The following is a 22,205-nucleotide window of genomic DNA, read 5'->3' on the forward strand; positions in this document are numbered from 1 at the left end:
GCATCGGAGTAAAGGCCTGGATTGATGGCATTGTGCCCTCATCCACAGAACAATGCATTCGACCGGATCGATCAAATGATCACTTTTCTGTAACGGCAGGAAGGACGAAAGGTTTATTCGTTGAATATGAAGGTTATTTAACAGGCAATAAAAAACCGCCTGGTCCGAAGATCAGGCGGTTTGATGTAAAACGACGAACTCAGTAAGCGAGGCCGAAGTCTTCTTCCTTCATATCCATCAAGTTGGCAGCGCCCGAAAGGATCGCGGCAACATGGGTACGGGTACGCGGCAGAATGCGCTGGAAGTAGAAACGTGCGGTCTGCACCTTGGCGCGGTAGAACGCTTCGTCGCCAGTACCGGCGGCCAGCTTCTCGGTTGCCAGACGCGCCATGTCGGCCCAGAAGTAGGCCAGGCAGGCGTAACCGGAGAACATCAGGTAATCCACCGAAGCGGCGCCCACTTCCTCGCGATCCTTCATGGCGGCCATGCCCACCTTCATGGTCAGCTCGCCCCATTCCTTGTTCAGCGCAGCCAGCGGCGCGACGAACTCTTGAACGCCCTCGCTGCCTTCGTTGGCCTGGCAGAACTTATGAACGATCTTGGTGAAGCCCTTGAGCGCTTCGCCTTGAGTCATCAGAACCTTGCGGCCCAGCAGGTCCAGCGCCTGAATACCGGTAGTGCCTTCGTACAGCATGGAAATGCGGCTGTCACGCACGTTCTGCTCCATGCCCCACTCGGCGATGAAACCGTGGCCGCCGTAGATCTGCACACCATGGTTGGCCGCTTCAAAGCCCACTTCGGTCATGAATGCCTTGGCAATCGGCGTCATGAAGGCCAGCAGCGCGTCTGCGGCTTTGCGTTGCTCTTCGTCCTGGCTGTATTTGACGATATCGACCTGCTTGGCGGTGAAGTACACCATGGCGCGAGTGCCTTCGGCGAACGCTTTCATGGTCAGCAGCATGCGACGCACGTCCGGGTGGACGATGATCGGATCGGCGGCCTTGTCAGGCGCTTTCGGGCCGGTCAGGGAGCGCATCTGCAGACGATCACGCGCATATTTCAGGCCACCCTGAAAGGCAATCTCGGCATGGGCCAGGCCTTGCAGCGCGGTGCCCAGGCGAGCGGTGTTCATGAAGGTGAACATGCAGTTCAGACCTTTGTTCGGCGGGCCGATCAGGAAACCGGTGGCCGAATCGAAGTTCATCACGCAGGTGGCGTTGCCGTGAATGCCCATCTTGTGTTCGAGCGAGCCGCAGCTGACGGCGTTGCGCTCACCGATGCTGCCATCGGCCGCCGGGAGGAACTTGGGCACGATGAACAGCGAAATACCTTTGGTGCCGGCCGGTGCATCCGGCAGACGCGCCAGCACGATGTGGACAATGTTGTCCGCCATGTCGTGTTCGCCGGCAGAGATGAAAATCTTGGTACCGGTGACTTTGTAGCTGCCGTCGGGCTGAGGCTCGGCCTTGGTGCGCAGCATGCCCAGGTCGGTGCCGCAGTGGGATTCGGTCAGGCACATGGTGCCGGTCCACTCGCCGGACACCAGCTTGGTCAGGTAAGCCTCTTGCTGCTCGGGCGTACCGTGTTCGGAAATCGTGTTCATCGCGCCATGGGACAAGCCTGGGTACATGCCCCACGACCAGTTGGCTTCGCCGACCATCTCGCTGACCGCAAGGCCCAAGGATTCAGGCAAACCCTGACCGCCGTGCTCGACGTCGTGGGCCAGGCTCGGCCAGCCGCCTTCGACGAACTGTTTGTATGCCTGCTTGAAACCGGCCGGCGTGGTCACGCCCGCTTCGCTCCAGGTACAGCCCTCGATATCACCGACCCGGTTCAGCGGCGCCAGCACCTGCTCGCAGAACTTGGCGCCTTCTTCAAGAATGGCGTCGACCATGTCAGGCGTTGCGTCCTGGCAGGCGGGAAGACTTTGATAGTGGGCCTCGTAACCGAGCAGCTCATCACGAACGAAACGAATATCACGCAAGGGGGCCTTGTAATCAGGCATAGCGATAAACCTCTGCTGATGAATCCTGGAACGAATGACCGAAACGTTCATCAGGCGCATGCGCCGGACACGTGGCTCTCTCTTGTGCTTTACGGTCAAACAGGTGTTTGAAACTTACGTTTAAGCCGAAATCTTGTCAATAGCGCATCGCAAGCCATTCGTCTCCGACCTCGTGCACAACGCGCAGGAGAAGGCCTGCAGCGTTGCGCGAGCAACGTTGTGAGTCTAGTAGAGGTCTGGAAAAGGGCGGGGAAGATGCAGCGCGGTGATACACGGCGATTCAGAAATGACGCCGTGCGCGAACGGCACGGCGTTTGTGATGCAGGTATTAAACGTAGGTATCGATCAGCGTACCCAAGGCTTCGTCGCTGGCTTTCTGGGCAGCGATCCCGGCCTGGAACTGTTCCTTGCCGGCGGCAAGCTCAACCAGATTGGCCGACAGGTCCGAACGCTGGCTGCGATCGACCGAACGCAGGTTTTCCAGCTGGAAATCCGAAGACTGGCTACGGCCGGAGACTTCGATGTTGGAACTGGCGATCTGAGTGGCCGCCTGATCCACACGCTGCTGCCCGACCTGCATTGCGCTCAGGCCTGGGTACAAGGTGTTGTTCATGGTGATTTGCATACGCCATCCTCAGTTCAAAAATGCGAACAAGCGCTATTGAACCAGTAAATGCAGGGAAATACCCGACAAAAAGACTAATGGCACAAGGCCGTCCAATAGGCTGGACCCGGACCGATACAGAATCTTCTTGCCCATCAGGCACATGCGGGCGCCTGATCAGTCGAGCAGCTCCAGATGCAGATACGCCGCCACATTTTCGGCGCTGGGCTTTTTCATTCGCGGGACACGGCCCAGACACGGCGCCGGCAGTCTCTCGGCCAGGGTTGCCAGGTTTTCTTCGAGCCGCGAGGTCTTGGCGTCGATGATATTGGCCACCCAACCCACCAGATGCAGCCCGTCCCGAGCGATGGCTTCCGCGCTCAGCAATGCGTGGTTGATGCAGCCCAGACGCACGCCGACCACCAGAATCACCGGAAGGCCCAACGCGATGGCCAGGTCCGACAAATTGCTCTGCTCGGCCAGCGGTACGCGCCAGCCACCGGCGCCTTCGATCAGCGTGAAATCGGCTTTCTTGTCGAGCAACGCCTGCATCGGCAACAGCAACGAACGCACGCTCAGGGCAACGCCCGCTTCCCGGGCCGCCAGATGCGGAGCGATGGCCGGCTCGAACGTGAACGGATTGACCTCGTCGTAGCCCAGCGCCAACGAACATTCAGCAAGCAACGCCAAGGCATCGGCGTTTCGCAGCCCTTGCGGCGTGACCATACTGCCGGACGCCACCGGTTTGCCCGCCGCGGTGCTCAGGCCGGCAAGACGCGCGGCATGCAACAGGCCGGCGGCGACCGTGGTCTTGCCCGCATCCGTGTCGGTCCCGGTAATGAAATACGCAACACTCATCTTGCGGCTTTCCTTATGAAGTGGACTCGACAGGTTTTTCCAGCACGCCGTACACCACCTGGTAGGTAGCAGGCAGCCCGGCCTCGACGCGAAAGCGCTCGTAAGCCTGGACCAAGCCTAGAATCCGCTGCCGGCCCGTCAAGCCGCTCGGGCGTCCGGGGTTGAGATTGTGCGCACCGAGAGCCTTGAGTTCGTGGGTCAGGCTGCGTACATCCGGGTAATGCAATACGTGTGGGCGAACTTCCAGGGTCCGGAGGTGCAACCGGCTGGCGGCGCACAGGCGTCGGTAATCGTCCTGCTCTCGAAAGCGGTTCACGTGCACCAGACCATCCACTGCCCGCCAGCTTTCCCGCAACTCATGCAGCGTGCCGACGCACAGGCTGGCGAAAGCGAATACGCCACCGGGTTGCAACACTCGCCGGGCTTCACTCAGCACCGCCGAAAAATCCGAGCACCATTGCACGGCCAGGCTGGAAAAGATCAGCTCACAACTCTGGTCCCGCAACGGCAGGCGCTCGGCATCGCCCGCCACAAAGTAACGTGCACCGCCCAACGGCCGGGCGTGGCGCAGCATGCCTTCGGCGATATCAAGGGCGATGCCTTCACTCTCCGGGAACATCTTTGTGAGCACGCGGCTGAAATATCCGGTGCCGCAGCCCAGGTCGAGCCAGCGCTGCGGCTGCGAGCCATCAGGCAAACGATGCAGCAATTCGCCGCCCACTGCCCGTTGCAGCTCGGCGACACTGTCGTAACTGCCGGCCGCTCTGGAAAATGACGCCGCGACCTGACGCTTGTCCGGCAATGCGCCGGGCAGTTGAGGATTTGAAAGATCAGTCATTGTCCGACTCATGTAGAAACGCCTGGATTGCCGCCGCTACGCCGTGAGGGTTTTCCAGCAGGAAGGCGTGGCCGGCCTGCTCGATCACGCCGACTTCGACATCCGGCAGCAATGCGAGTAAATCGCCGGCCGCTTCAGCCGGAACGAAGGCATCAAGGCCCGCGAACAGGTGCAGTTGCGGCCCGCGAAACGTCTGTAACGCGCTGCGGGTATCGAGCTGTTCGAGCACCTTCAAGCCGTTGACCAGGGTTCTTGTCGCGCCATGGGGTGCAGCGGACTTGAGCAGACGCGCCAGGCCGCGCGGGTCTTGCGCACCTTGGGCGCACAGCAGACTGAAGCGTTTGAGCGTCCCGTCCGGGTCCGCCTCGCATCCGGCCAGAAAGGCGCCGAAATCGCCCTCGGGCATTGCATTGGGCCACGCACCGCGAGGTACGAAACACGCGTTGCTGGCCAGGGTCAGCAGCCCACAGCATCGCTCGCCGCGCCGCGCCGCCAGCTCGGCCGCCAGCATGCCGCCCAGCGACCAGCCGCCCAGCCAGGCGTCATCGGGAATATTGGCATTCAGCTCGTCGAGCCATTCCTCAACGTCACGGCTGTCGAGTTCCGGCAGCGGCTCGATTTCCACCCGCAGGTGCTCGTCCAGTCCGCGCAACGCGGCGGCCAGCGGTTCCAACGGCGATACGCCCAAACCCCAGCCAGGTAGCAGGACCAAACGATCACGCATGATCGGCCTCCATTGATTCACTCGTGCCCAGCAGCGGGTAACAATGCGCCAGTGCATCCAACAATAGCTGCACTTGAGCCGGGCTGTGGGCGGCGGACAGCGTAACCCGCAAGCGAGCGCCACCAGCCGGCACAGTCGGCGGCCGAATGGCGGTGACCAGCACGCCTTTCTCGCGCAGCATCTGCGACAGGCGCAAGGCGCGTCCGGCATCGCCGATCAGGATCGGCTGAATCGGGGTGAAACTGTCCATCAGCGTCAGGCCGAGCTGTTCGGCCCCTTGGCGGAACTGGCGGATCAACTGCGCCAGATGCTCGCGACGCCAGTGTTCGGAACGCAGCAGCTCCAGGCTTTTCAGGGTGGCGCAGGCCAGCGCCGGTGGCTGGCTGGTGGTGTAGATGTACGGCCGGGCGAACTGGATCAGCGTTTCGATCAGTTCTTCACTGCCCGCCACAAAGGCTCCGGAGGTGCCGAAGGATTTGCCCAACGTACCGATCAGCACCGGTACATCCTCCAGACCCAGGCCGAAGTGCTCGACGATTCCGCCACCATTGGCGCCCAGCGGGCCGAAGCCGTGGGCGTCGTCCACCATCAACCAGGCGCCTTTGGCCTTGGCGGCTTTGGCTAATGCAGGCAAATCGGCAAGGTCGCCATCCATGCTGAATACGCCGTCGGTCACCACCAGCGTATCGCCCACGGCCTTGTCCAGACGCGAGCCGAGGCTGGCGACGTCGTTGTGCAGGTAACGGGAAAAACGCGCCCCGCTGAGCAGGCCGGCATCCAGCAGCGACGCATGGTTCAAGCGGTCTTCCAGCACCGTATCGCCTTGCGCCACCAGCGCAGTCACGGCGCCGAGGTTGGCCATGTAGCCATTGGAAAACAGCAGGGCGCGTGGGCGGCCGGTAAACTCGGCCAGGGCTTCTTCCAGTTCGTGATGCGCCGTGCTGTGGCCGATCACCAGGTGCGAAGCACCACCGCCCACGCCCCAGCGCTCGGCACCGGCCTGCCAGGCGCCGATCACGTCGGGATGGCTGGCCAGCCCGAGATAGTCGTTGTTGCAGAACGCCAGCAAGGGCTTGCCGTCAACCACCACATGCGGGCCTTGCGGGCTTTGCAGCAGTGGGCGTTGACGATAGAGCTGCGCGTCGCGCCGGGCATCGAGCCGGGCGCGGAGATCGAAAGACATTCAGGCCCCGATTACGGAAAGCGGATCAAGCCGAAGCGGCGTCGTAGAACAGGCTGCTGCTCTGTTGCTCGACCAGCGCCTGCTCGATGGCAGCCTGGTGGACTTCATCAGCGTGTTCCTGGCCCGCTTCGGGTTTGATGCCCAGGCGCGAGAACAGCAGCATGTCCTTGTCGGCCTGCGGGTTGGCGGTGGTCAGCAATTTGTCGCCGTAGAAAATCGAGTTGGCACCGGCGAAGAACGCCAGCGCCTGCATCTGCTCGTTCATGGCTTCGCGACCGGCCGACAGGCGCACGTGGGATTGAGGCATGAGAATCCGCGCCACCGCCAGCATGCGGATGAAATCGAACGGATCGACGTCATCGGCGTTTTCCAGCGGCGTGCCGGCCACTTTGACCAGCATGTTGATCGGCACCGATTCCGGATGCTCCGGCAGGTTGGCCAGCTGGATCAGCAGCCCGGCGCGGTCATCCAGCGACTCGCCCATGCCCAGAATGCCGCCCGAACAGATCTTCATGCCCGCATCGCGCACGTAAGCCAGGGTTTGCAGGCGCTCGGCGTAGGTGCGGGTGGTGATGATATTGCCGTAGAACTCCGGCGAGGTGTCCAGATTGTGGTTGTAGTAATCCAGGCCGGCCTGGGCCAGCGCTTCGGTCTGGTCCTGATCGAGGCGCCCCAGGGTCATGCAGGTTTCCATGCCCATGGCTTTCACGCCTTTGACCATCTCCAGCACGTAAGGCATGTCCTTGGCGGACGGATGCTTCCAGGCGGCGCCCATGCAGAACCGTGTCGAGCCGATGGCCTTGGCGCGTGCGGCTTCGTCGAGCACCTTCTGCACTTCCAGCAGTTTTTCCTTGTCCAGGCCGGTGTTGTAGTGGCCGGACTGCGGACAGTATTTGCAGTCTTCAGGGCAGGCGCCCGTCTTGATCGACAGCAGCGTCGAAACCTGTACGCGGTTGGCGTCGAAATGAGCGCGGTGCACCGTCTGCGCCTGAAACAGCAAGTCATTGAATGGCTGTACGAACAGCGCACGGACCTCGGCTAGAGTCCAGTCATGACGCAAGGTGGCGGTGGTGCTGGCGCTCATCGGGCGGCTCCTCTTTTGGGGCAATGTGTTCAAGCAATTGCGCGGGGCATGAACCACCCCTGACGCGACACGGATGACCGGCATATTTAAGGAAGCGCCATGAGCTGTCAACCAGATCACAACATGCAGGTTTACATCTGGTTAAAAAACAAACAAACGTGCTTGTTATGCGATGAGGCCAGCGACCTGCCCTACCCCATCTGTGTGCCATGCGAGTCCGAACTGCCGTGGCTGGGTCAGCAATGCGAGACCTGCGCGCTGCCGTTGGCAGCCGACGAAACCAACTGTGCGGGCTGTATTCGGCGGCCGCCGCCATTCACTCAGGTCATCGCGCCGTGGCGCTACGACTTTCCTCTCGACAGCCTGATTACCCGCTTCAAGCATCAGGCCAGATGGGCCATGGGGCGCTTGCTGGGCGAGCTGTTCGCCCTGCATCTGCGCCACCGTTTCGATGAAGGTCTGCTGCGCCCGGACGCGCTGTTGCCGGTGCCGCTGGCCAAGAAACGTCTGCGCGAGCGTGGCTACAACCAGGCGGCGATGCTGGCCGGCTGGGTCGGCAAATCGCTCGGTTTACCTGTGGATGAGCAGCAACTCTTGCGTATCAAGGAAACCCCCGCGCAACAGGGGCTGGACGCCCGCGCCCGGAAGCGCAATCTGAACGGCGCCTTCGCCTTGCGTGATCCGGCCCGGCTGGAAGGCAAGCACCTGGCGCTGGTCGACGATGTACTGACCACCGGCGCCACCGCCGAAGGCATTGCCCGCTTGTTGCTTGCGGCCGGGGCGCAACGGGTGGATGTCTACTGCCTGGCCCGAACGCCTCGGCCCGAGGATTTGCCTTACACTGGCGGCTCTGAACGGCCATAGAATATTCCGCCATGTCCCTTCCTCCGCTGTTGACCCAACACCTGTCGCGTCGGCCGCAGCGCATTGAACTGTTGCAGCACATCGCCGAGCAGGGCTCGATCACCCGCGCCGCCAAAAGTGCGGGCGTGAGCTACAAGGCCGCCTGGGACGCCATCGATGAACTGAACAATCTGGCGCAGAAACCGCTGGTCGTTCGGGCCGTGGGCGGTCGTGGCGGCGGCGGCGCGATCCTGTCCGAGGAAGGCCAGCGTGTCTTGCGGCTGTACCTGAAATTGCAGGCATTGCAGGCCCAGGTGCTGGAGGCGGCCGAAGACAGTGGCGATCTCGACCTGCTCAATCGCCTGACTCTGCGCACCAGCGCCCGCAACCAGTTGCTGGGGCGCATCGTCGACATGAGCAGGCACGGGCATAATGACCTCATCCGCCTGCAACTGGCCGGCGAGCAGTCTCTCGATGCCCGCATCACCCACGAAAGCACGCTACGCCTGGCGCTGGAAATTGGCAGCGACGTGGTGGCATTGATCAAGGCCGGCTCGTTGCAGGTCCTGGCCCAGGATCACCCGGCCGCCGAAAACGAGAATGCGCTGTTCGGCCTGGTCGACGAAGTAATCGACGCCGAGGACGGCCCCAGCGAAGTCCGCATCAGACTGCCTGGCGGCCAGACGCTGTGTGCCCTTGCGGCATCCGACCATCTCGACGATCTGCACCTGGCGAGCGGCTGCCGAGTGCAAGTGCAATTCGCGCCCGCGCTGGTGCTGTTGGGGACGCTTTTGTAGTCAGTCTGCGATTGATTTGGGAGCCAGCTTGCTGGCGAAGAGGCCAATGAAGACGCAGCAGCTGCGTTGCCTGAAAAATGCCATCGCCAGCAAGACGGATCGCCGCCCACTGGCGCCTGCAGGCCGGTGCCTGCTTGCTTTGTGCATCTCCTGCCCCGACACGCAGTCATCATCTGTACACATTTTCGTCATATGCGCGCACTAATGTGGCTGGCATAACCGATGGAGCCGTGATGATGAAACTATTAGAAGAGAATCAATCGACCGACCTCGAAAGCATGGTGGGCCTGACTCGCCGGGGTTTCATCGGCGCGGGCGCATTGTGCGGCGCGGCCATGTTTTTAGGCGGTAACCTGCTGAGCCGCAGCGTTCTGGCCGACAGCGTCGGCGCAGCAACGGGCAGCCTGATCGGTTTCCCCGGCATTGCCAGCGCCACCACCGACCAGATCACCTTGCCGGCAGGCTATCGATCCACCGTGCTGATCAGCTGGGGTCAGCCGCTGCATGCCGACAGTCCGGCCTTCGACCCAAGCGGCAAGGGAACGGCGCAGGCGCAGGAGTTGCAGTTCGGTGACAACAACGACGGCATGAGCCTGTTTCCGATACCCGGCCACGATGACCGGGCGCTGCTGGCAATCAACAACGAGTACACCAATTACCGTTACCTCTTCGATCACGGCAAGGAGCCGCAGTCGGCTGAAGAAGTGCGCAAGGCACTGGCCGCCGAAGGTGTGTCGGTGATCGAAATCCAGCGCAGGAACGGCCAATGGCAGTTCGTTCAGGGTTCCAGCTACAACCGCCGGGTGCATGGCAATACGCCTATCACCTTGAGCGGCCCGGCGGCCGGCCACGACTGGCTCAAGACCGACGCCGACCAGACCGGCACTCGCGTGCTGGGCACGTTCCAGAACTGCGCCAACGGCAAGACGCCCTGGGGCACCTATCTGACCTGCGAAGAGAATTTCACTGACTGCTTCGGCAGCACTGACCCGCAGCAAAAATTCGACGCGGGCCTCAAGCGCTACGGCGTGGTCGCGGCCAGCAAGGAAATCGGCTGGCACATTCACGATCCGCGTTTCGACGTGGCCAGGAACCCCAACGAGGTCAATCGCTTCGGCTGGGTGGTGGAGATCGACCCGTTCGACCCTAAGTCCACGCCGGTCAAGCGCACCGCGCTGGGTCGCTTCAAGCATGAAAACGCCGCTCTGGCGCAGACCAAGGGTGGTCGCGCGGTGGTGTACATGGGCGACGACGAGCGTGGCGAATTCATCTACAAGTTCATCAGTCGCGGCAAGATCAACCACGACGACCCCAAAGCCAATCGCAACCTGCTGGATCAGGGCACGTTATATGTTGCGCAGTTCGATGCGGGCGACGGCAACCCGGATCACCCCAAAGGCACCGGCCAGTGGATCGAGCTGACCCACGGCAAGAATGGCCTGGACGCGCAAGCGGGTTTCAACAGCCAGGCCGAAGTGTTGATTCATGCACGCATGGCCGCCAGCGTGGTGAACGCCACCCGCATGGACCGCCCGGAATGGATCGTGGTCAGCCCCAAGGACGGTCAGGTTTACTGCACGCTGACCAACAACGCCAAGCGTGGTGAAGACGGTCAGCCAGTGGGCGGCCCGAACCCGCGCGCGAAAAATCAGTACGGGCAGATCCTGCGCTGGCGTGAAGCGGACGATAACGCCTCGGCGATGGAGTTCGAGTGGGACCTGTTCGTGGTCGCCGGTAACCCGACCGTTCACGCCGGTACGCCGCAGGGCGGCTCCAGCAATATCAACCCACAGAACATATTCAACAGCCCGGATGGCCTGAGCTTCGACGCGGCCGGTCGGCTGTGGATACAAACCGACGGCGATTCGAGCAACAAGGGTGATTTCGCCGGCATGGGCAACAATCAGATGCTGTGCGCCGACCCGGCGAGCGGCGAGATCCGCCGCTTCCTGGTCGGCCCGATTGGTTGCGAAGTCACCGGCATCAGCTTCGCGCCGGACTACAAAACGCTGTTCGTCGGCATCCAGCACCCTGGCGAAAACGGCGGCTCGACCTTCCCCGACCACCTGCCCAACGGCAAACCCCGTTCATCGGTAATGGTCATCACCCGGGAAGACGGCGGGGTTATCGGCACCTGAAGTTATTCAATCCGTAGGAGCGGACCGGGCGGCGCTCCGCTTGTCGGCGAAAAGGCCGGTCAGGCAGCCGGAAAACATGTCTTCGTCCAGCTCCAAGGTACGCCGCAAACCCGTGGGAGGGAGCTTGCTCGCGACAACGCCAGTACATCCGCAACAGGTGTATTTCCGGCACCTTCGTCGCGAGCAAGCTCTCTCCCACAGAACACCGCAGAGCTGTCCCCGCCGATCAATCAATCAACCCGCCCGCATCGTAGAACGGATACGGCCCTTCATATTGGCCCAGCATGGCGTTATGGCTGACGAATCCCTCCTGCGGATGCCAGCGGTGCAACACATAGCCGGCCGGCTCCAGGTTGAAATGCGCAGGCGCCGCTTCGTCCAGATCCAGCACGATCTGGTGTGAGGTGCCGGGACACACGCATGCCAGGCTGCCGCCAAAGCGCCGCTGCATCGGCCGATGCAAATGCCCGCACAGCAGGCGTTCCACCTGTGGATGCTGGGAGATCACTCGCTCCAGCGCGGCGGCATTGGCGAACGGCGCGAGGTCCATATGGCCGATGCCGGTGATGAATGGCGGATGGTGCAGGATCACCACCGTCGGCACGTCCGGACGGCGGGACAGTTGGGTATGCAGCCAGTCGAGCTGTCGATAATCCAGCTGGCCGCCGTGTTCACCGGGAATGGTCGTATCCAGCCCGATCAGGCGCACCGCGTGTTCCTCGACCACCCAGTCCAGCGGACCGTCCGCCGACAATGGCAGATAGATATGGTCGGCAAAGGCCGCCAGCAGGTTCTCGCGATCATCGTGGTTGCCCGGCACCAGATAAAACGGCATCTGCAACCGCTCCAGCTGAGGACGCAATACGGCGTATTCGTCCGTGCGACCGAAATCCACCAGATCGCCGCTGATGACCACCACATCGGGTCGTTGTTTGCTGGCATTGATATGGTCAACGGCGCGGCGCAAGGCGGCCAGGGTGTCGACCACGCCATAGGTCAGACGACCACCGGCCTTGAGGTGCAGGTCGCTGATTTGTGCGATGAGAAACGGCTGATTCAAAGTGATCTCTCTACCAAAACGGTTTTACGAATGCAGGGTGAACAGAACCTGTGGATCGATGTTCAGGGCAATAACAGCGCCTGCGGCGTGGATCAGGTTGTCGCTGCTGTCCACCAGCAACGGTTGCCCGCCACCGACATCGACCAGCAACCGGCTTTGCGCGCCCTGGAAAAACTGCCCGACCAGACGTCCCTTGAGGTGGCCTTGCGCCGAGGTCACCCGCAGATGCTCGGGACGGCAGTACACCGTGCCGGGCAGCTGCGCGTCATGCCATGGCAACACCCCGCCGCTGACCTTCAGGCCGAACGCCGTGCGCTCGATCACGTTGAACGCGTTCAGGTTGCCGACGAAACCTGCGACGAAGGCATTGGCCGGCTGCTGGTAAATCTCCCGAGGGCTGGCCAGTTGCGCGACGCGGCCCTTCTCCATCACCAGAATGCGGTCACCCAGCGCCATCGCTTCGCCCTGATCGTGGGTGACGAACACGGCCGTAATACCGAGCCCACGCAACAGCTGATCCAGCTCGCTGCGCAGCCGCTCGCGCAGTTGTGCATCGAGCGCAGCCAGCGGCTCGTCGAGCAGCAACACCCGCGGTCGCGGTGCCAGCGCTCGAGCCAGCGCCACGCGCTGCCGCTGCCCGCCGGACAGTTCATGAATGCCACGCTTGCCGTGCTCCTGCAGGCCGACCAGTTCCAGCAGTTCCTCGCAACGCTTGTTGCGCAAGGCGGGCGACACGCCGCGAATCTTCAGGCCATAGATAATGTTTCCGGCCACATCCAGATTGGGAAACAGCGCGTAGTTCTGAAACACCATGCCCACGTCGCGTTTCTCGATCGGCAGGTGAGTGACGTCCTGATCGTCGAACAGCACCTGGCCGACATCCGGCCGTTCAAGGCCCGCGATCAGGCGCAGGGTCGTGGTCTTGCCGCAGCCCGAAGGGCCGAGAATCGCCAGGGTTTCACCAGGCTCGATGGTCAGGTCCAGATCATGGACGGCGACGGTGCCGTCGGCGAATGCCTTGCGGCAGCCGCGCAGGCGAAGGGTGGTTCCGCTCATCGGCTTTCTCCACGGGAAAGACGCGCGCTGATGGCCTGCAATGCAATGAGCAGCGGCACGATCAACAACAGGAAAAGAAGGGTGTAGGCGCTGGCGACTTCCAGCCGCGCCGAGGCATAGCTGTCGGCCAGACCGACCGGCAGGGTTTTGGTCATCGGCGTGTGCAGCATCCAGGTCAGGTTGAACTCGCCCAGCGACAGCGTGACCACCATCAATACGCCAGCCAGAATCCCGGCCCGGCAGTTGGGAACCACAACGGTGAAGAAGCGCCGGATCGGCCCGGCGCCCAGACTGGCCGCAGCCTCTTCGAGCACCGGCAATTGCTGGCGCTGCATCACGGCCATGACCGGGCGCACCAGAAACGGCAAGGTGAACAGCACGTGCCCGACCAGAATGAACAACCAGCTGCCGCGAAACCCACCGAACTGGCCATAGGTCAGCAGCAAGGCCAGCGCGCTCGCCAGCCCAGGCATCGCCACCGGCAGCACCATCAGTTCTTCAAAGGCGCGGCTGAACCGATTGTTCATCTTCACCAGCGCGTAAGCCGCCGGGACACCCACGATGCAAACGCACACCGCGCAGGCCACCGCCAGTTGCAGCGACAGCCAGACCGTCGGTGAATAGGCCTGCCACACCTGAATCAGCCAGTCGAAAGTCAGGCCACTCGACAGGCCCTGGAAATAGTTGCGAGTCAAACCGGCGAGCAGCGACAGCACCACCGGGACCAGCATGAAGGCGCACACCAGCAGCGTGAACGCCAATTGCAGGAAGAACGTCGAAGGCCGTTTCACAGCGCAACTCCCGAAGACTTGACCATGCGCCGCGCCACCAGCAGCACCGCCCAGGTCACCAGGCCGAGGATCACCGACAGCGCGGCGGCCACGGTGAAATTGGCGTAGTTGGTGAACACGTTGTAGATCGCGACCGGCGTCACGTTCAGGCGCGTGCCGAGCGTGAACGCTGTACCAAAGGCGCCCATCGACGTCGCAAAGCAAATCGCGCCGCAGGACACCAGCGCGGGCGCCAGGCCCGGCACGATCACATCACAGACGACTCGCCAGTGCCCGGCGCCCAGGGAACGCGCCGCTTCTTCCAGGCTGCGATCCAGGCTTTCACAGGCCGCCATCACCGTAAGAATCACCCGCGGGATCGAGAAATACAGATAGCCGATGAACAGCCCGATCAGCGAATAGGCAAAGATCCAGCGCTCGCCCGCGAGTTGCAGCCCCAACGCGGCGAAAATGCCCTGGCGGCCGGCCAGCAGGATCACCAGAAAACCCACGACCACGCCGGGAAAGGCCAGCGGAAAGGTCAGCAGCGCCACCAACGCCGAGCGACCGAAAAACTGCTGTCGAGCCAGGAAAAAGCCGCTTATCCCGCCCACCACCAGCGCCGCAAGCGTTACGACGATGGCCAGCACGCACGTCTGCGCCAGGCTGCCCAGGTATTGAGCGCTGCTCAACACCTGCCAGTAACCGCTTTCGCCATTGTCGGTGCTCTGCCCGCCCAAGATGAACAGGTGCGCCAATGGCAACAACCAGAAGGCGACCAGCACCGCCATTGCCGGAGCCAGCGCCATGGCAGCGCTCGGGCGCAGGCGCAATCGCGGCCTGGACAATCCGCCTGGCTGCACGGCCGACGCTTGCTCCAGCGAGGCGGCCATTTATTTCACCTCACGCAGGTAACGGGCAGCGAACGCTTCCTGGGCACCGGCCATCTGCTGATAGTCCACGACACCGGCGCGGGCGTAATCGCTATCGGGCAAGAACTGTGCGGCCACGTCGGCGGGCATCGTCGAGCGAACCGGGCGCAGATAAGCCTTGGCCCACAGCGCCTGGCCTTCGTCGGAGAGCACGAAATCCAGCACTTTCTCGGCATTGGCGCGATGCGGTGCCTTGCCGACCATGCTCATCACATAAGGCACGCCGATGGTGCCTTCCCTGGGGATCACGAACGCCACGTTGGCCTTGTCCTTGTAGCGCGCGCGGTAGGCGTTGAAGTCGTAGTCCACCAGGATCGGCAGCTCACCCGACAACACTCGCGCATAGGCGGTCTGTTTGGGCACGATGGGTGAGTTCTTCGCCAGTTTCTGGAAGTAGTCGATGGCCGGCGCGAAATCGTCCAGCGAGCCGCCCATGGCCTGGTTGATCGCGACTGCCGACACGTAACCGACGAAAGCGCTCGAAGGGTCCAGATAGCCGACCATGCCTTTGTATTCAGGCTTGAGCAGATCCGCCCAGCTTTGCGGCACCGGCAGGCCGCCCAGCGCATCGACATTGACCATGATGCCCAAGGTGCCGGAATGAATCGCGAACCAGTGCCCGGCCGGGTCTTTCAGGCCGGCGGGGATCTCGTCCCAGTGCCTGGGCTTGTAGGTGTCGACAACGCCGGCCTTCTGCGCCTGGAGACCGAAGGTCACGCCGTAGTAGACGACGTCCGCCACGGGTGCGGCCTGTTCGGCAACGATCTGCGCCAGTGACTGGCCGGAGTTCTTGTTATCCAGCGGCACCTGGACGCCGGTCTTGTCGGCAATGGCCTTCAGTTGCGTGCCCCAGTCGGCCCACTCCGGCGGGCAGTTGTAGCAGATCGCCGTTTCAGCCGCCTGGGCAAGGCTGGCCGCACCGCACAGCAGCAGGGCTGCCAGGGTTTTACTGAAGCTGAGCATGAAGCGTCTCCTGAGGGTTGGGGGAAGCGAGGGGCCGGGTGCTTTCGCCGGGCCGGATATGGCACGGCAAACAATGGGAAACGGGTGCCGCGCCGGAAATCTGCGCCAACAATTGGTCGATAACGGTCTGCGCCAGCTCGGCGATCGGCTGCACCACGCTGCACAGCGTCGGATGCATCTGGGTGCCCAGGGCAATACCGTCGAAGCCGATCACCGACAGGCGTTCCGGCACACCGCAACCGTGCCGGCGCAGTTCGGCGATCAGGCTGATGGCCAGCAGATCGTTGGAGCAGACCAGCGCGGTCGGCGCGTCCGGACCTTTGAGCAAGGGTTCCAGCGCGGCGAAATCGGCACAGGTGTGGTCGGGCATTTCGAGAACGGGGTACGCCGCCAGCCCGCGTTCGCGCATGGCATCGCCATAACCGGCATAACGCAGCCGGGCGCGGTCGGACTGCATGGCCGGACCGGCAACCATGGCGATGCGCCGATGCCCGGCGTCGAGCAGGTAGCGGGTGGCGAGCGCCATGCCGGCGCGGTTATCCACCGATACAGCGCTGTAGTCGGGATTGCCGGTCTGGTGGTAGGCAAGCACGAAGGGTGTGTCTTCAAGGGTCAGGCTTTGCAGGACGTGATTGCGCTCGGCATCGGTCACCGTCAGCACCAGCCCGTCGACCCGCTGGCGCAGCAGCTCTTCCACCACATCGCTTTCCCGCTCACTGGCGTAGTCGGTAGTGGCCAGCAGCAGGTTGTAACCGCGGGCGCGGGCTGCGCGCTCCATGGCCTGGAACTGTTCGGCGAACACGGGGTTGAGCAGATTAGGCACCACCACGCCGATCAGATTGGTGGTCTGCAAACGCAGCTGCCGCCCCAGCCGGTTCGGGCGAAAACCCAAATGGCGGGCCGCCGCGAACACCTGGTCGCGGGTCGCGGGGCGCACCACATCGGGTGTAGCAAAGGCTCGAGCGGCCGTGGCGCGGGATACGCCGGCCAGTTGGGCCACTTCTTTCAAATCGGGCATGGGTCACTCGCGTGAGATCGATCTCATTGGCGGCGACATTAGCCAATCATCATGGCGATCCCGCGAACGCTCGATGACCGTTTAATGACAATCGACGCCCCGAACGCCAACACAATTAACCATCAGCTATTTGGCGAACCCCGCCTTGTCTGCGTTACCATCACCGGTCCGACGCGGCAACCTGCCGCGCGCAGGAGTACGCATGGCTCACCCGTTCGCAACACTGACCCCCGACCTTGTCCTCGACGCCGTGGAAAGCATTGGCTTTCTGACCGATGCCCGCGTCATGGCGCTCAACAGTTATGAAAACCGCGTTTACCAGGTCGGCATCGAAGACGGTCAGCCCTTGATCGCCAAGTTCTACCGGCCCCAGCGCTGGAGCACCGAGGCGATCCTGGAAGAACACAGCTTCACCGCCGAACTGGTCGAGGTCGAAGTGCCGGTGGTTGCGCCGCTGGTGCATAACGGCGCGACGCTGTTCGAGCATGCCGGGTTTCGCTTTACCCTGTTCCCGCGACGCGGCGGACGGGCGCCCGAGCCGGGCAATCTCGATCAGCTGTATCGTCTGGGTCAGCTGTTGGGCCGCACCCATGCGGTGGGCGCCACCAAGGCGTTCAAGCACCGCGATGCCCTGGGCGTGAAGAACTTCGGCCACGACTCGGTGGCTTACCTGCTGGAAAACGACTGCATCCCGCGTAGCCTGCTGCCGGCCTACGAATCGGTGGCCCGCGATCTGCTCAAGCGTGTGGAAGATGCCTACGCCGCAACCCCTCATCAGAACATTCGCATGCACGGCGACTGCCACCCCGGCAACATGATGTGCCGCGATGAGATGTTTCACATCGTCGACCTGGACGACTGCCGTATGGGGCCTGCCGTTCAGGACATCTGGATGATGATGGCTGGCGACCGTCAGGAATGCCTGGGGCAATTGTCGGAGCTCATGGACGGCTACAACGAATTCCACGACTTCAACCCGCGCGAGCTGGCGCTGATCGAACCGTTGCGCGCTTTGCGCCTGATGCACTACAGCGCCTGGCTGGCCCGTCGCTGGGACGATCCGGCGTTCCCCCACAGCTTTTCCTGGTTCGGCACCGAACGCTATTGGGGCGACCATATCCTGGCGTTGCGCGAACAACTCTCGGCCCTCAACGAAGAGCCGCTGAAACTGTTCTGAACCTGCCCGACCCGACAGCACTGCACTGCACCTGCCCAGACCGTGCAGTGCTGCCGCGTAAACCGCGTTACCGCTCCACAGACAACTAGAAAACACCTGCTGCAAGGACGAATCATGCAAACCGCCAACCTGCGTCGTGGCTACATTCTTGGCTTGAGCGCCTACATCATCTGGGGCCTGTTCCCCATCTACTTCAAAGCCATCGCCAGCGTACCGGCCCTGGAAATCATCATTCACCGGGTGCTCTGGTCGGCACTGTGCGGCTCGCTCCTGCTGCTGTTCTGGAAGCATCCCGGCTGGTGGCGCGAACTGCGCGACAACCCGCAACGCCTGGCGGTGCTGGCCTTGAGCGGCACGCTGATCGCCGCCAACTGGATGGTGTATGTGTGGGCGGTCAACAACGGGCGCATGCTCGAAGCCAGCCTGGGCTACTACATCAACCCGCTGATCAACGTGCTGCTCGGCATGCTGCTGCTCGGCGAACGCTTGCGCCGTATGCAATGGCTGGCGGTCGGTCTGGCGGCCACCGGCGTGGCGCAACAGGTCTGGCAAGTCGGCAGCCTGCCGTGGGTATCGCTGATGCTCGCGCTGACCTTCGGCTTCTATGGCCTGATCCGCAAGAAAGCACCTGTCTCGGCGTTGCCCGGTCTGGTGGTGGAAACCTGGATGCTGGTGCCGCTGGCCCTGGCCTGGCTGCTGTTCAACCCGATGGCAATGAGCGCACAACCTGAGTTCTGGACCACCAGCCAGGCGCTGTGGCTGGCGGCCGCCGGCCCGGTGACGCTGGTCCCGCTGGTGTGCTTCAACGCGGCAGCGAGGCACTTGCCGTATACCACGCTGGGATTCCTGCAATACCTGGCGCCAACGCTGGTGCTGATCCTCGCCGTGGCGCTGTACGACGAGCACCTGAGCCCGAGCACGCTGATCACCTTCGCCTTCATCTGGGCTGGATTGGCGATCTACAGCGTGGACGCCTGGCTCAACTTGCGCCGCCGCGGCTGATCATAAAACGAACAAACCTCTGCACGCCTTGTGAATCAAGGCGTGCATAGGCTTCTCCAAGGGTTATCCACTGGCAGGTGCAGCAATACCCTGGATAACTGCCCCGCTTACAACTCCGTCCGCAACACCAACTCCACCATCAAGTCATCGGCCAGGGTTTCCAGCTTCGCTTGCAAATCATCAAGGGACAGGCTCAACGGCACGCCAAGGGTCGCTTCGGCGTGGAACAGCGGCTCGTTGCTCATCGGCGCTGGCGTGACGTCGGTCACTAGCCGCTCCACGTTGACGCCCTGTTCAGTCAGCAATCGGGTGATGTCGCGCACGATGCCCGGTCGATCATTGCCCACCAGCTCCATGCTGATCGGCTTCCAGCGGCTGTCGGCGTCAGCGTCAGTTGTGCTTTCAGCCAACAGCACCCGAATATTGTGAGCCGCCAGCGCATTGAGGGCTTCCACCAGCGCGCCCCTGTTATCGGCGGGCACGCTCACTCGAAGAATGCCGGCGAACTGTCCGGCCAGGCGCGAGAGGCGACTTTCCAGCCAGTTGCCGCCCTGCTCGGCGATGCAGTCGGCGATACGCTCGACCTGGCCCGGTTTATCGGGAGCAACCACGGTGACGACGAGATGTTCCACGCTCGATTCCTTCTGCTGATCATGGACTGGCCGGACTCACACCCGGCGGTTGTTGCAGCAGTATAGGCAACGATGGCGGCACGGCCGGCAACCTGCCTGAGCAGCACGCCACAATCGGCCATGCGATCAACGAGCATTGGGGCCTTGGTGATTAGCGCCGTGACCGGCTAAAGTCTTCAGGTCGTTTCAGTGACATATCCGGGAGCATTTTCACGCTGACACGCTTCATGTAGTATCCGGCCGCGCGCACTACATATAACCAGAATCAATAACAGAGCGCTCCCTGAGCCCCTGCTGAGCAGAGTGAGGCAATAGCAATGACCGAGTACGTTCAAGTCGGCGACCTGCAAGTCGCCAAAGTCCTCTTCGACTTCGTGCAGAACGAAGCCACCCCCGGCACCGGCGTCGATGCCGCCACTTTCTGGGCCGGAGCGGATCGACTGATCCATGACCTGGCGCCAAAGAACAAAGCCCTGCTCAGCAAACGTGACGACCTGCAAGTCAGGATCGACGCCTGGCATCAGGCCCGCAGCGGGCAGGCTCACGACGCAGCGGCGTACAAGGCGTTCTTGCAGGAGATCGGTTACCTGCTGCCGCAAGCCGCGGACTTCCACATCACCACCCAGAACGTCGATGAAGAAATCACCGCCATGGCAGGCCCGCAGCTGGTGGTGCCGGTCATGAACGCGCGCTTTGCGCTCAATGCCTCCAATGCTCGCTGGGGCTCGCTGTATGACGCGCTTTACGGCACCGACGCCATCAGCGAACAAGGCGGTGCCGAACGCGGCAAGGGCTACAACAAGGTGCGCGGTGACAAAGTCATCGCCTTCGCCCGTGCCTTTCTGGATGAAGCCGCGCCACTGGCTGCCGGCTCCCATGTCGATTCCACGGCCTACAAGCTGATCGATGGCAGGCTGGTGGTCAGCCTCAAGGGTGGCAGCAACACCGGCCTGAAGGATGACGCGCAGCTGGTCGGCTTCCAGGGCGACGCTTCAGCTCCGTTTGCCGTGCTGCTCAAGCACAACGGCCTGCACTTCGAAATCCAGATAGATGCGGCAAGCCCGGTAGGCCAGACCGATCCGGCGGGCGTCAAAGACATTCTCATGGAAGCGGCGCTGACCACCATCATGGACTGCGAAGACTCCATCGCGGCCGTCGATGCCCAGGACAAGGTCGTGGTCTACCGCAACTGGCTGGGCCTGATGAAAGGCGACCTGGCGGAATCGGTGAGCAAGGGCGGTGAAACCTTCACCCGCACCATGAACCCGGACCGGGTCTACACCACGCCCGAGGGCGGCGAAATCACGCTGCACGGCCGCTCGCTGCTGTTCATTCGCAACGTCGGCCATCTGATGACCATCGACGCGATTCTCGACAAGCACGGCAATGAAGTCCCGGAAGGCATCCTCGACGGGCTGCTGACCAGCCTGGCTGCCATCCATAACCTCAACGGCAGCACCTCGCGCAACAACAGCCGCGCCGGTTCGGTGTACATCGTCAAACCGAAAATGCACGGTCCTGAGGAAGTGGCGTTCACCAACGAGCTGTTCGAACGCATCGAGCAGGTGCTCAACCTGCCACGCAACACGCTCAAAGTCGGAATCATGGATGAAGAACGCCGCACCTCGGTCAATCTCAAGGCCTGCATTCAGGCGGCGAGCGAGCGTGTGGTGTTCATCAATACCGGTTTCCTGGACCGTACCGGCGACGAAATCCACACATCCATGGAAGCCGGGCCGGTGGTGCGCAAAGCACAGATGAAGGCCGAGAAGTGGATCGCCGCCTACGAAAACTCCAACGTCGATATCGGTTTGAAGTGCGGCCTGCAAGGTCGGGCGCAGATCGGTAAAGGCATGTGGGCAATGCCGGACCTGATGGCCGCGATGCTCGAACAGAAAATCGCCCACCCGCTGGCCGGTGCCAACACCGCCTGGGTCCCCTCGCCGACCGCCGCTGCACTCCACGCGCTGCACTACCACAAGGTCGACGTATTCGCCCGCCAGGCCGAACTGGCCAAACGCACGCCCGCGTCGGTAGACGACATCCTGACCATCCCGCTGGCGCCGGATACCAACTGGACCGCCGAGGAAATCCAGAACGAGCTGGACAACAACGCCCAAGGCATTCTGGGCTATGTGGTGCGCTGGATCGATCAGGGCGTAGGGTGTTCGAAAGTGCCGGATATCAACGACATCGGCCTGATGGAAGACCGCGCCACCCTGCGCATTTCCAGCCAGCACATGGCCAACTGGCTGCGTCATGGCGTGGTGAGCGAAACCCAGGTCCTGGAAAGCCTCAAGCGCATGGCGCCGGTGGTTGACCGGCAGAACGCCAACGACCCCGCCTATCGCCCACTGGCACCGGATTTCGACAGCAACATCGCCTTCCAGGCGGCGGTCGAGCTGGTGATCGAAGGCGCCCGGCAACCCAACGGTTATACCGAGCCGGTGCTGCATCGTCGGCGGAGGGAGTTCAAGGCGGCGAACGGGCTGTAAGCAATCGCAGGAGTGGACTTGTCCGC

The 22,205-nt window shown here is 62.5% G+C and carries 20 protein-coding genes; 6 read left to right on the forward strand and 14 right to left on the reverse strand.

The window, feature by feature from the left end:
* Nucleotides 1-199: 199 nt before the first annotated feature.
* The 7 genes from EGJ27_RS20145 to bioB all read right to left on the reverse strand — a co-directional run bounded on the left by EGJ27_RS20145 (nt 200) and on the right by bioB (nt 7,296).
* Nucleotides 200-2,005, reverse strand: a complete 1,806-nt coding sequence (locus tag EGJ27_RS20145; protein WP_125832504.1) for a phenylacyl-CoA dehydrogenase — start codon at nt 2,003-2,005, stop codon at nt 200-202.
* A 328-nt stretch (nt 2,006-2,333) separates the two neighbouring features.
* A complete protein-coding gene (locus tag EGJ27_RS20150) occupies nt 2,334-2,630 on the reverse strand; it encodes a pyrroloquinoline quinone biosynthesis protein PqqE (protein WP_125832505.1) in 297 nt (98 codons plus the stop codon).
* Between the two features lie 156 nt (nt 2,631-2,786).
* Nucleotides 2,787-3,467 carry a dethiobiotin synthase gene (gene bioD, locus EGJ27_RS20155; protein ID WP_125832506.1) on the reverse strand — a complete coding sequence of 227 codons (681 nt, stop codon included), beginning with the start codon at nt 3,465-3,467 and terminating at the stop codon, nt 2,787-2,789.
* A gap of 13 nt (nt 3,468-3,480) precedes the next feature.
* Complete coding sequence (bioC, locus tag EGJ27_RS20160) at nt 3,481-4,305, reverse strand: malonyl-ACP O-methyltransferase BioC (protein WP_125832507.1); 825 nt, start codon at nt 4,303-4,305, stop codon at nt 3,481-3,483.
* Entirely contained in the window at nt 4,298-5,029 is a 732-nt protein-coding gene (locus tag EGJ27_RS20165; RefSeq protein WP_125832508.1) for an alpha/beta fold hydrolase, read from the reverse strand. The genes bioC and EGJ27_RS20165 overlap by 8 nt, the downstream gene beginning before the upstream one ends.
* Entirely contained in the window at nt 5,022-6,212 is a 1,191-nt protein-coding gene (bioF, locus tag EGJ27_RS20170; protein ID WP_125832509.1) for an 8-amino-7-oxononanoate synthase, read from the reverse strand. The genes EGJ27_RS20165 and bioF overlap by 8 nt, the downstream gene beginning before the upstream one ends.
* 25 nt (nt 6,213-6,237) lie before the next feature.
* Nucleotides 6,238-7,296: a biotin synthase BioB gene (gene bioB / locus EGJ27_RS20175; protein ID WP_125832510.1), complete on the reverse strand. Its 1,059-nt coding sequence runs from the start codon at nt 7,294-7,296 to the stop codon at nt 6,238-6,240.
* 99 nt (nt 7,297-7,395) lie between these two features.
* On the opposite strand from bioB, the gene EGJ27_RS20180 reads away from it, so the two are divergent.
* The 3 genes from EGJ27_RS20180 (at nt 7,396) to EGJ27_RS20190 (ending at nt 11,074) form a co-directional block, all read left to right on the forward strand.
* Nucleotides 7,396-8,160: a ComF family protein gene (locus EGJ27_RS20180; RefSeq protein WP_125832511.1), complete on the forward strand. Its 765-nt coding sequence runs from the start codon at nt 7,396-7,398 to the stop codon at nt 8,158-8,160.
* 11 nt (nt 8,161-8,171) lie between these two features.
* Entirely contained in the window at nt 8,172-8,936 is a 765-nt protein-coding gene (locus EGJ27_RS20185) for a TOBE domain-containing protein (RefSeq protein ID WP_125832512.1), read from the forward strand.
* 236 nt (nt 8,937-9,172) lie between these two features.
* On the forward strand, nt 9,173-11,074 hold the full coding sequence (locus EGJ27_RS20190; protein WP_125832706.1) for a PhoX family phosphatase: 1,902 nt from the start codon (nt 9,173-9,175) through the stop codon (nt 11,072-11,074).
* A gap of 226 nt (nt 11,075-11,300) precedes the next feature.
* On the opposite strand, the gene EGJ27_RS20195 is transcribed toward EGJ27_RS20190, so the two are convergent.
* Genes EGJ27_RS20195 through EGJ27_RS20220 form a run of 6 tightly spaced genes read right to left on the reverse strand, consistent with a single transcriptional unit; the run spans nt 11,301 to nt 16,873 of the window.
* A complete protein-coding gene (locus tag EGJ27_RS20195; RefSeq protein ID WP_125832513.1) occupies nt 11,301-12,134 on the reverse strand; it encodes a phosphodiesterase in 834 nt (277 codons plus the stop codon).
* Nucleotides 12,135-12,158: 24 nt separating this feature from the next.
* Nucleotides 12,159-13,190, reverse strand: a complete 1,032-nt coding sequence (locus EGJ27_RS20200; RefSeq protein WP_125832514.1) for an ABC transporter ATP-binding protein — start codon at nt 13,188-13,190, stop codon at nt 12,159-12,161.
* Complete coding sequence (locus EGJ27_RS20205) at nt 13,187-13,921, reverse strand: ABC transporter permease (protein ID WP_125832707.1); 735 nt, start codon at nt 13,919-13,921, stop codon at nt 13,187-13,189. Before EGJ27_RS20205 ends, EGJ27_RS20200 begins: the two co-directional genes overlap by 4 nt.
* Nucleotides 13,922-13,977: 56 nt before the next feature.
* Nucleotides 13,978-14,853 (reverse strand): iron ABC transporter permease, encoded by an 876-nt coding sequence (locus EGJ27_RS20210; protein ID WP_125832515.1) that lies wholly within the window; start codon nt 14,851-14,853, stop codon nt 13,978-13,980.
* Nucleotides 14,854-15,855, reverse strand: a complete 1,002-nt coding sequence (locus EGJ27_RS20215; protein WP_125832516.1) for an ABC transporter substrate-binding protein — start codon at nt 15,853-15,855, stop codon at nt 14,854-14,856. It abuts the gene before it with no gap.
* Nucleotides 15,839-16,873: a substrate-binding domain-containing protein gene (locus EGJ27_RS20220; protein ID WP_125832517.1), complete on the reverse strand. Its 1,035-nt coding sequence runs from the start codon at nt 16,871-16,873 to the stop codon at nt 15,839-15,841. Before EGJ27_RS20220 ends, EGJ27_RS20215 begins: the two co-directional genes overlap by 17 nt.
* 202 nt (nt 16,874-17,075) lie before the next feature.
* On the opposite strand from EGJ27_RS20220, the gene EGJ27_RS20225 reads away from it, so the two are divergent.
* Complete coding sequence (locus tag EGJ27_RS20225; protein WP_125832518.1) at nt 17,076-18,050, forward strand: serine/threonine protein kinase; 975 nt, start codon at nt 17,076-17,078, stop codon at nt 18,048-18,050.
* Nucleotides 18,051-18,164: 114 nt separating this feature from the next.
* Nucleotides 18,165-19,052: an EamA family transporter RarD gene (rarD, locus tag EGJ27_RS20230; RefSeq protein ID WP_125832519.1), complete on the forward strand. Its 888-nt coding sequence runs from the start codon at nt 18,165-18,167 to the stop codon at nt 19,050-19,052.
* 107 nt (nt 19,053-19,159) lie between these two features.
* Here the strand turns inward: rarD and EGJ27_RS20235 are convergent, their stop codons facing one another.
* Nucleotides 19,160-19,684 carry a glycine cleavage system protein R gene (locus EGJ27_RS20235; RefSeq protein ID WP_125832520.1) on the reverse strand — a complete coding sequence of 175 codons (525 nt, stop codon included), beginning with the start codon at nt 19,682-19,684 and terminating at the stop codon, nt 19,160-19,162.
* A 317-nt stretch (nt 19,685-20,001) separates the two neighbouring features.
* Between EGJ27_RS20235 and EGJ27_RS20240 the strand changes: the two genes are divergently transcribed.
* Entirely contained in the window at nt 20,002-22,179 is a 2,178-nt protein-coding gene (locus tag EGJ27_RS20240; protein ID WP_125832521.1) for a malate synthase G, read from the forward strand.
* Nucleotides 22,180-22,205 lie beyond the last annotated feature (26 nt).

The organism is Pseudomonas sp. v388, from assembly GCF_003935425.1.
In the GTDB taxonomy this organism is placed as follows: Bacteria; Pseudomonadota; Gammaproteobacteria; order Pseudomonadales; family Pseudomonadaceae; genus Aquipseudomonas.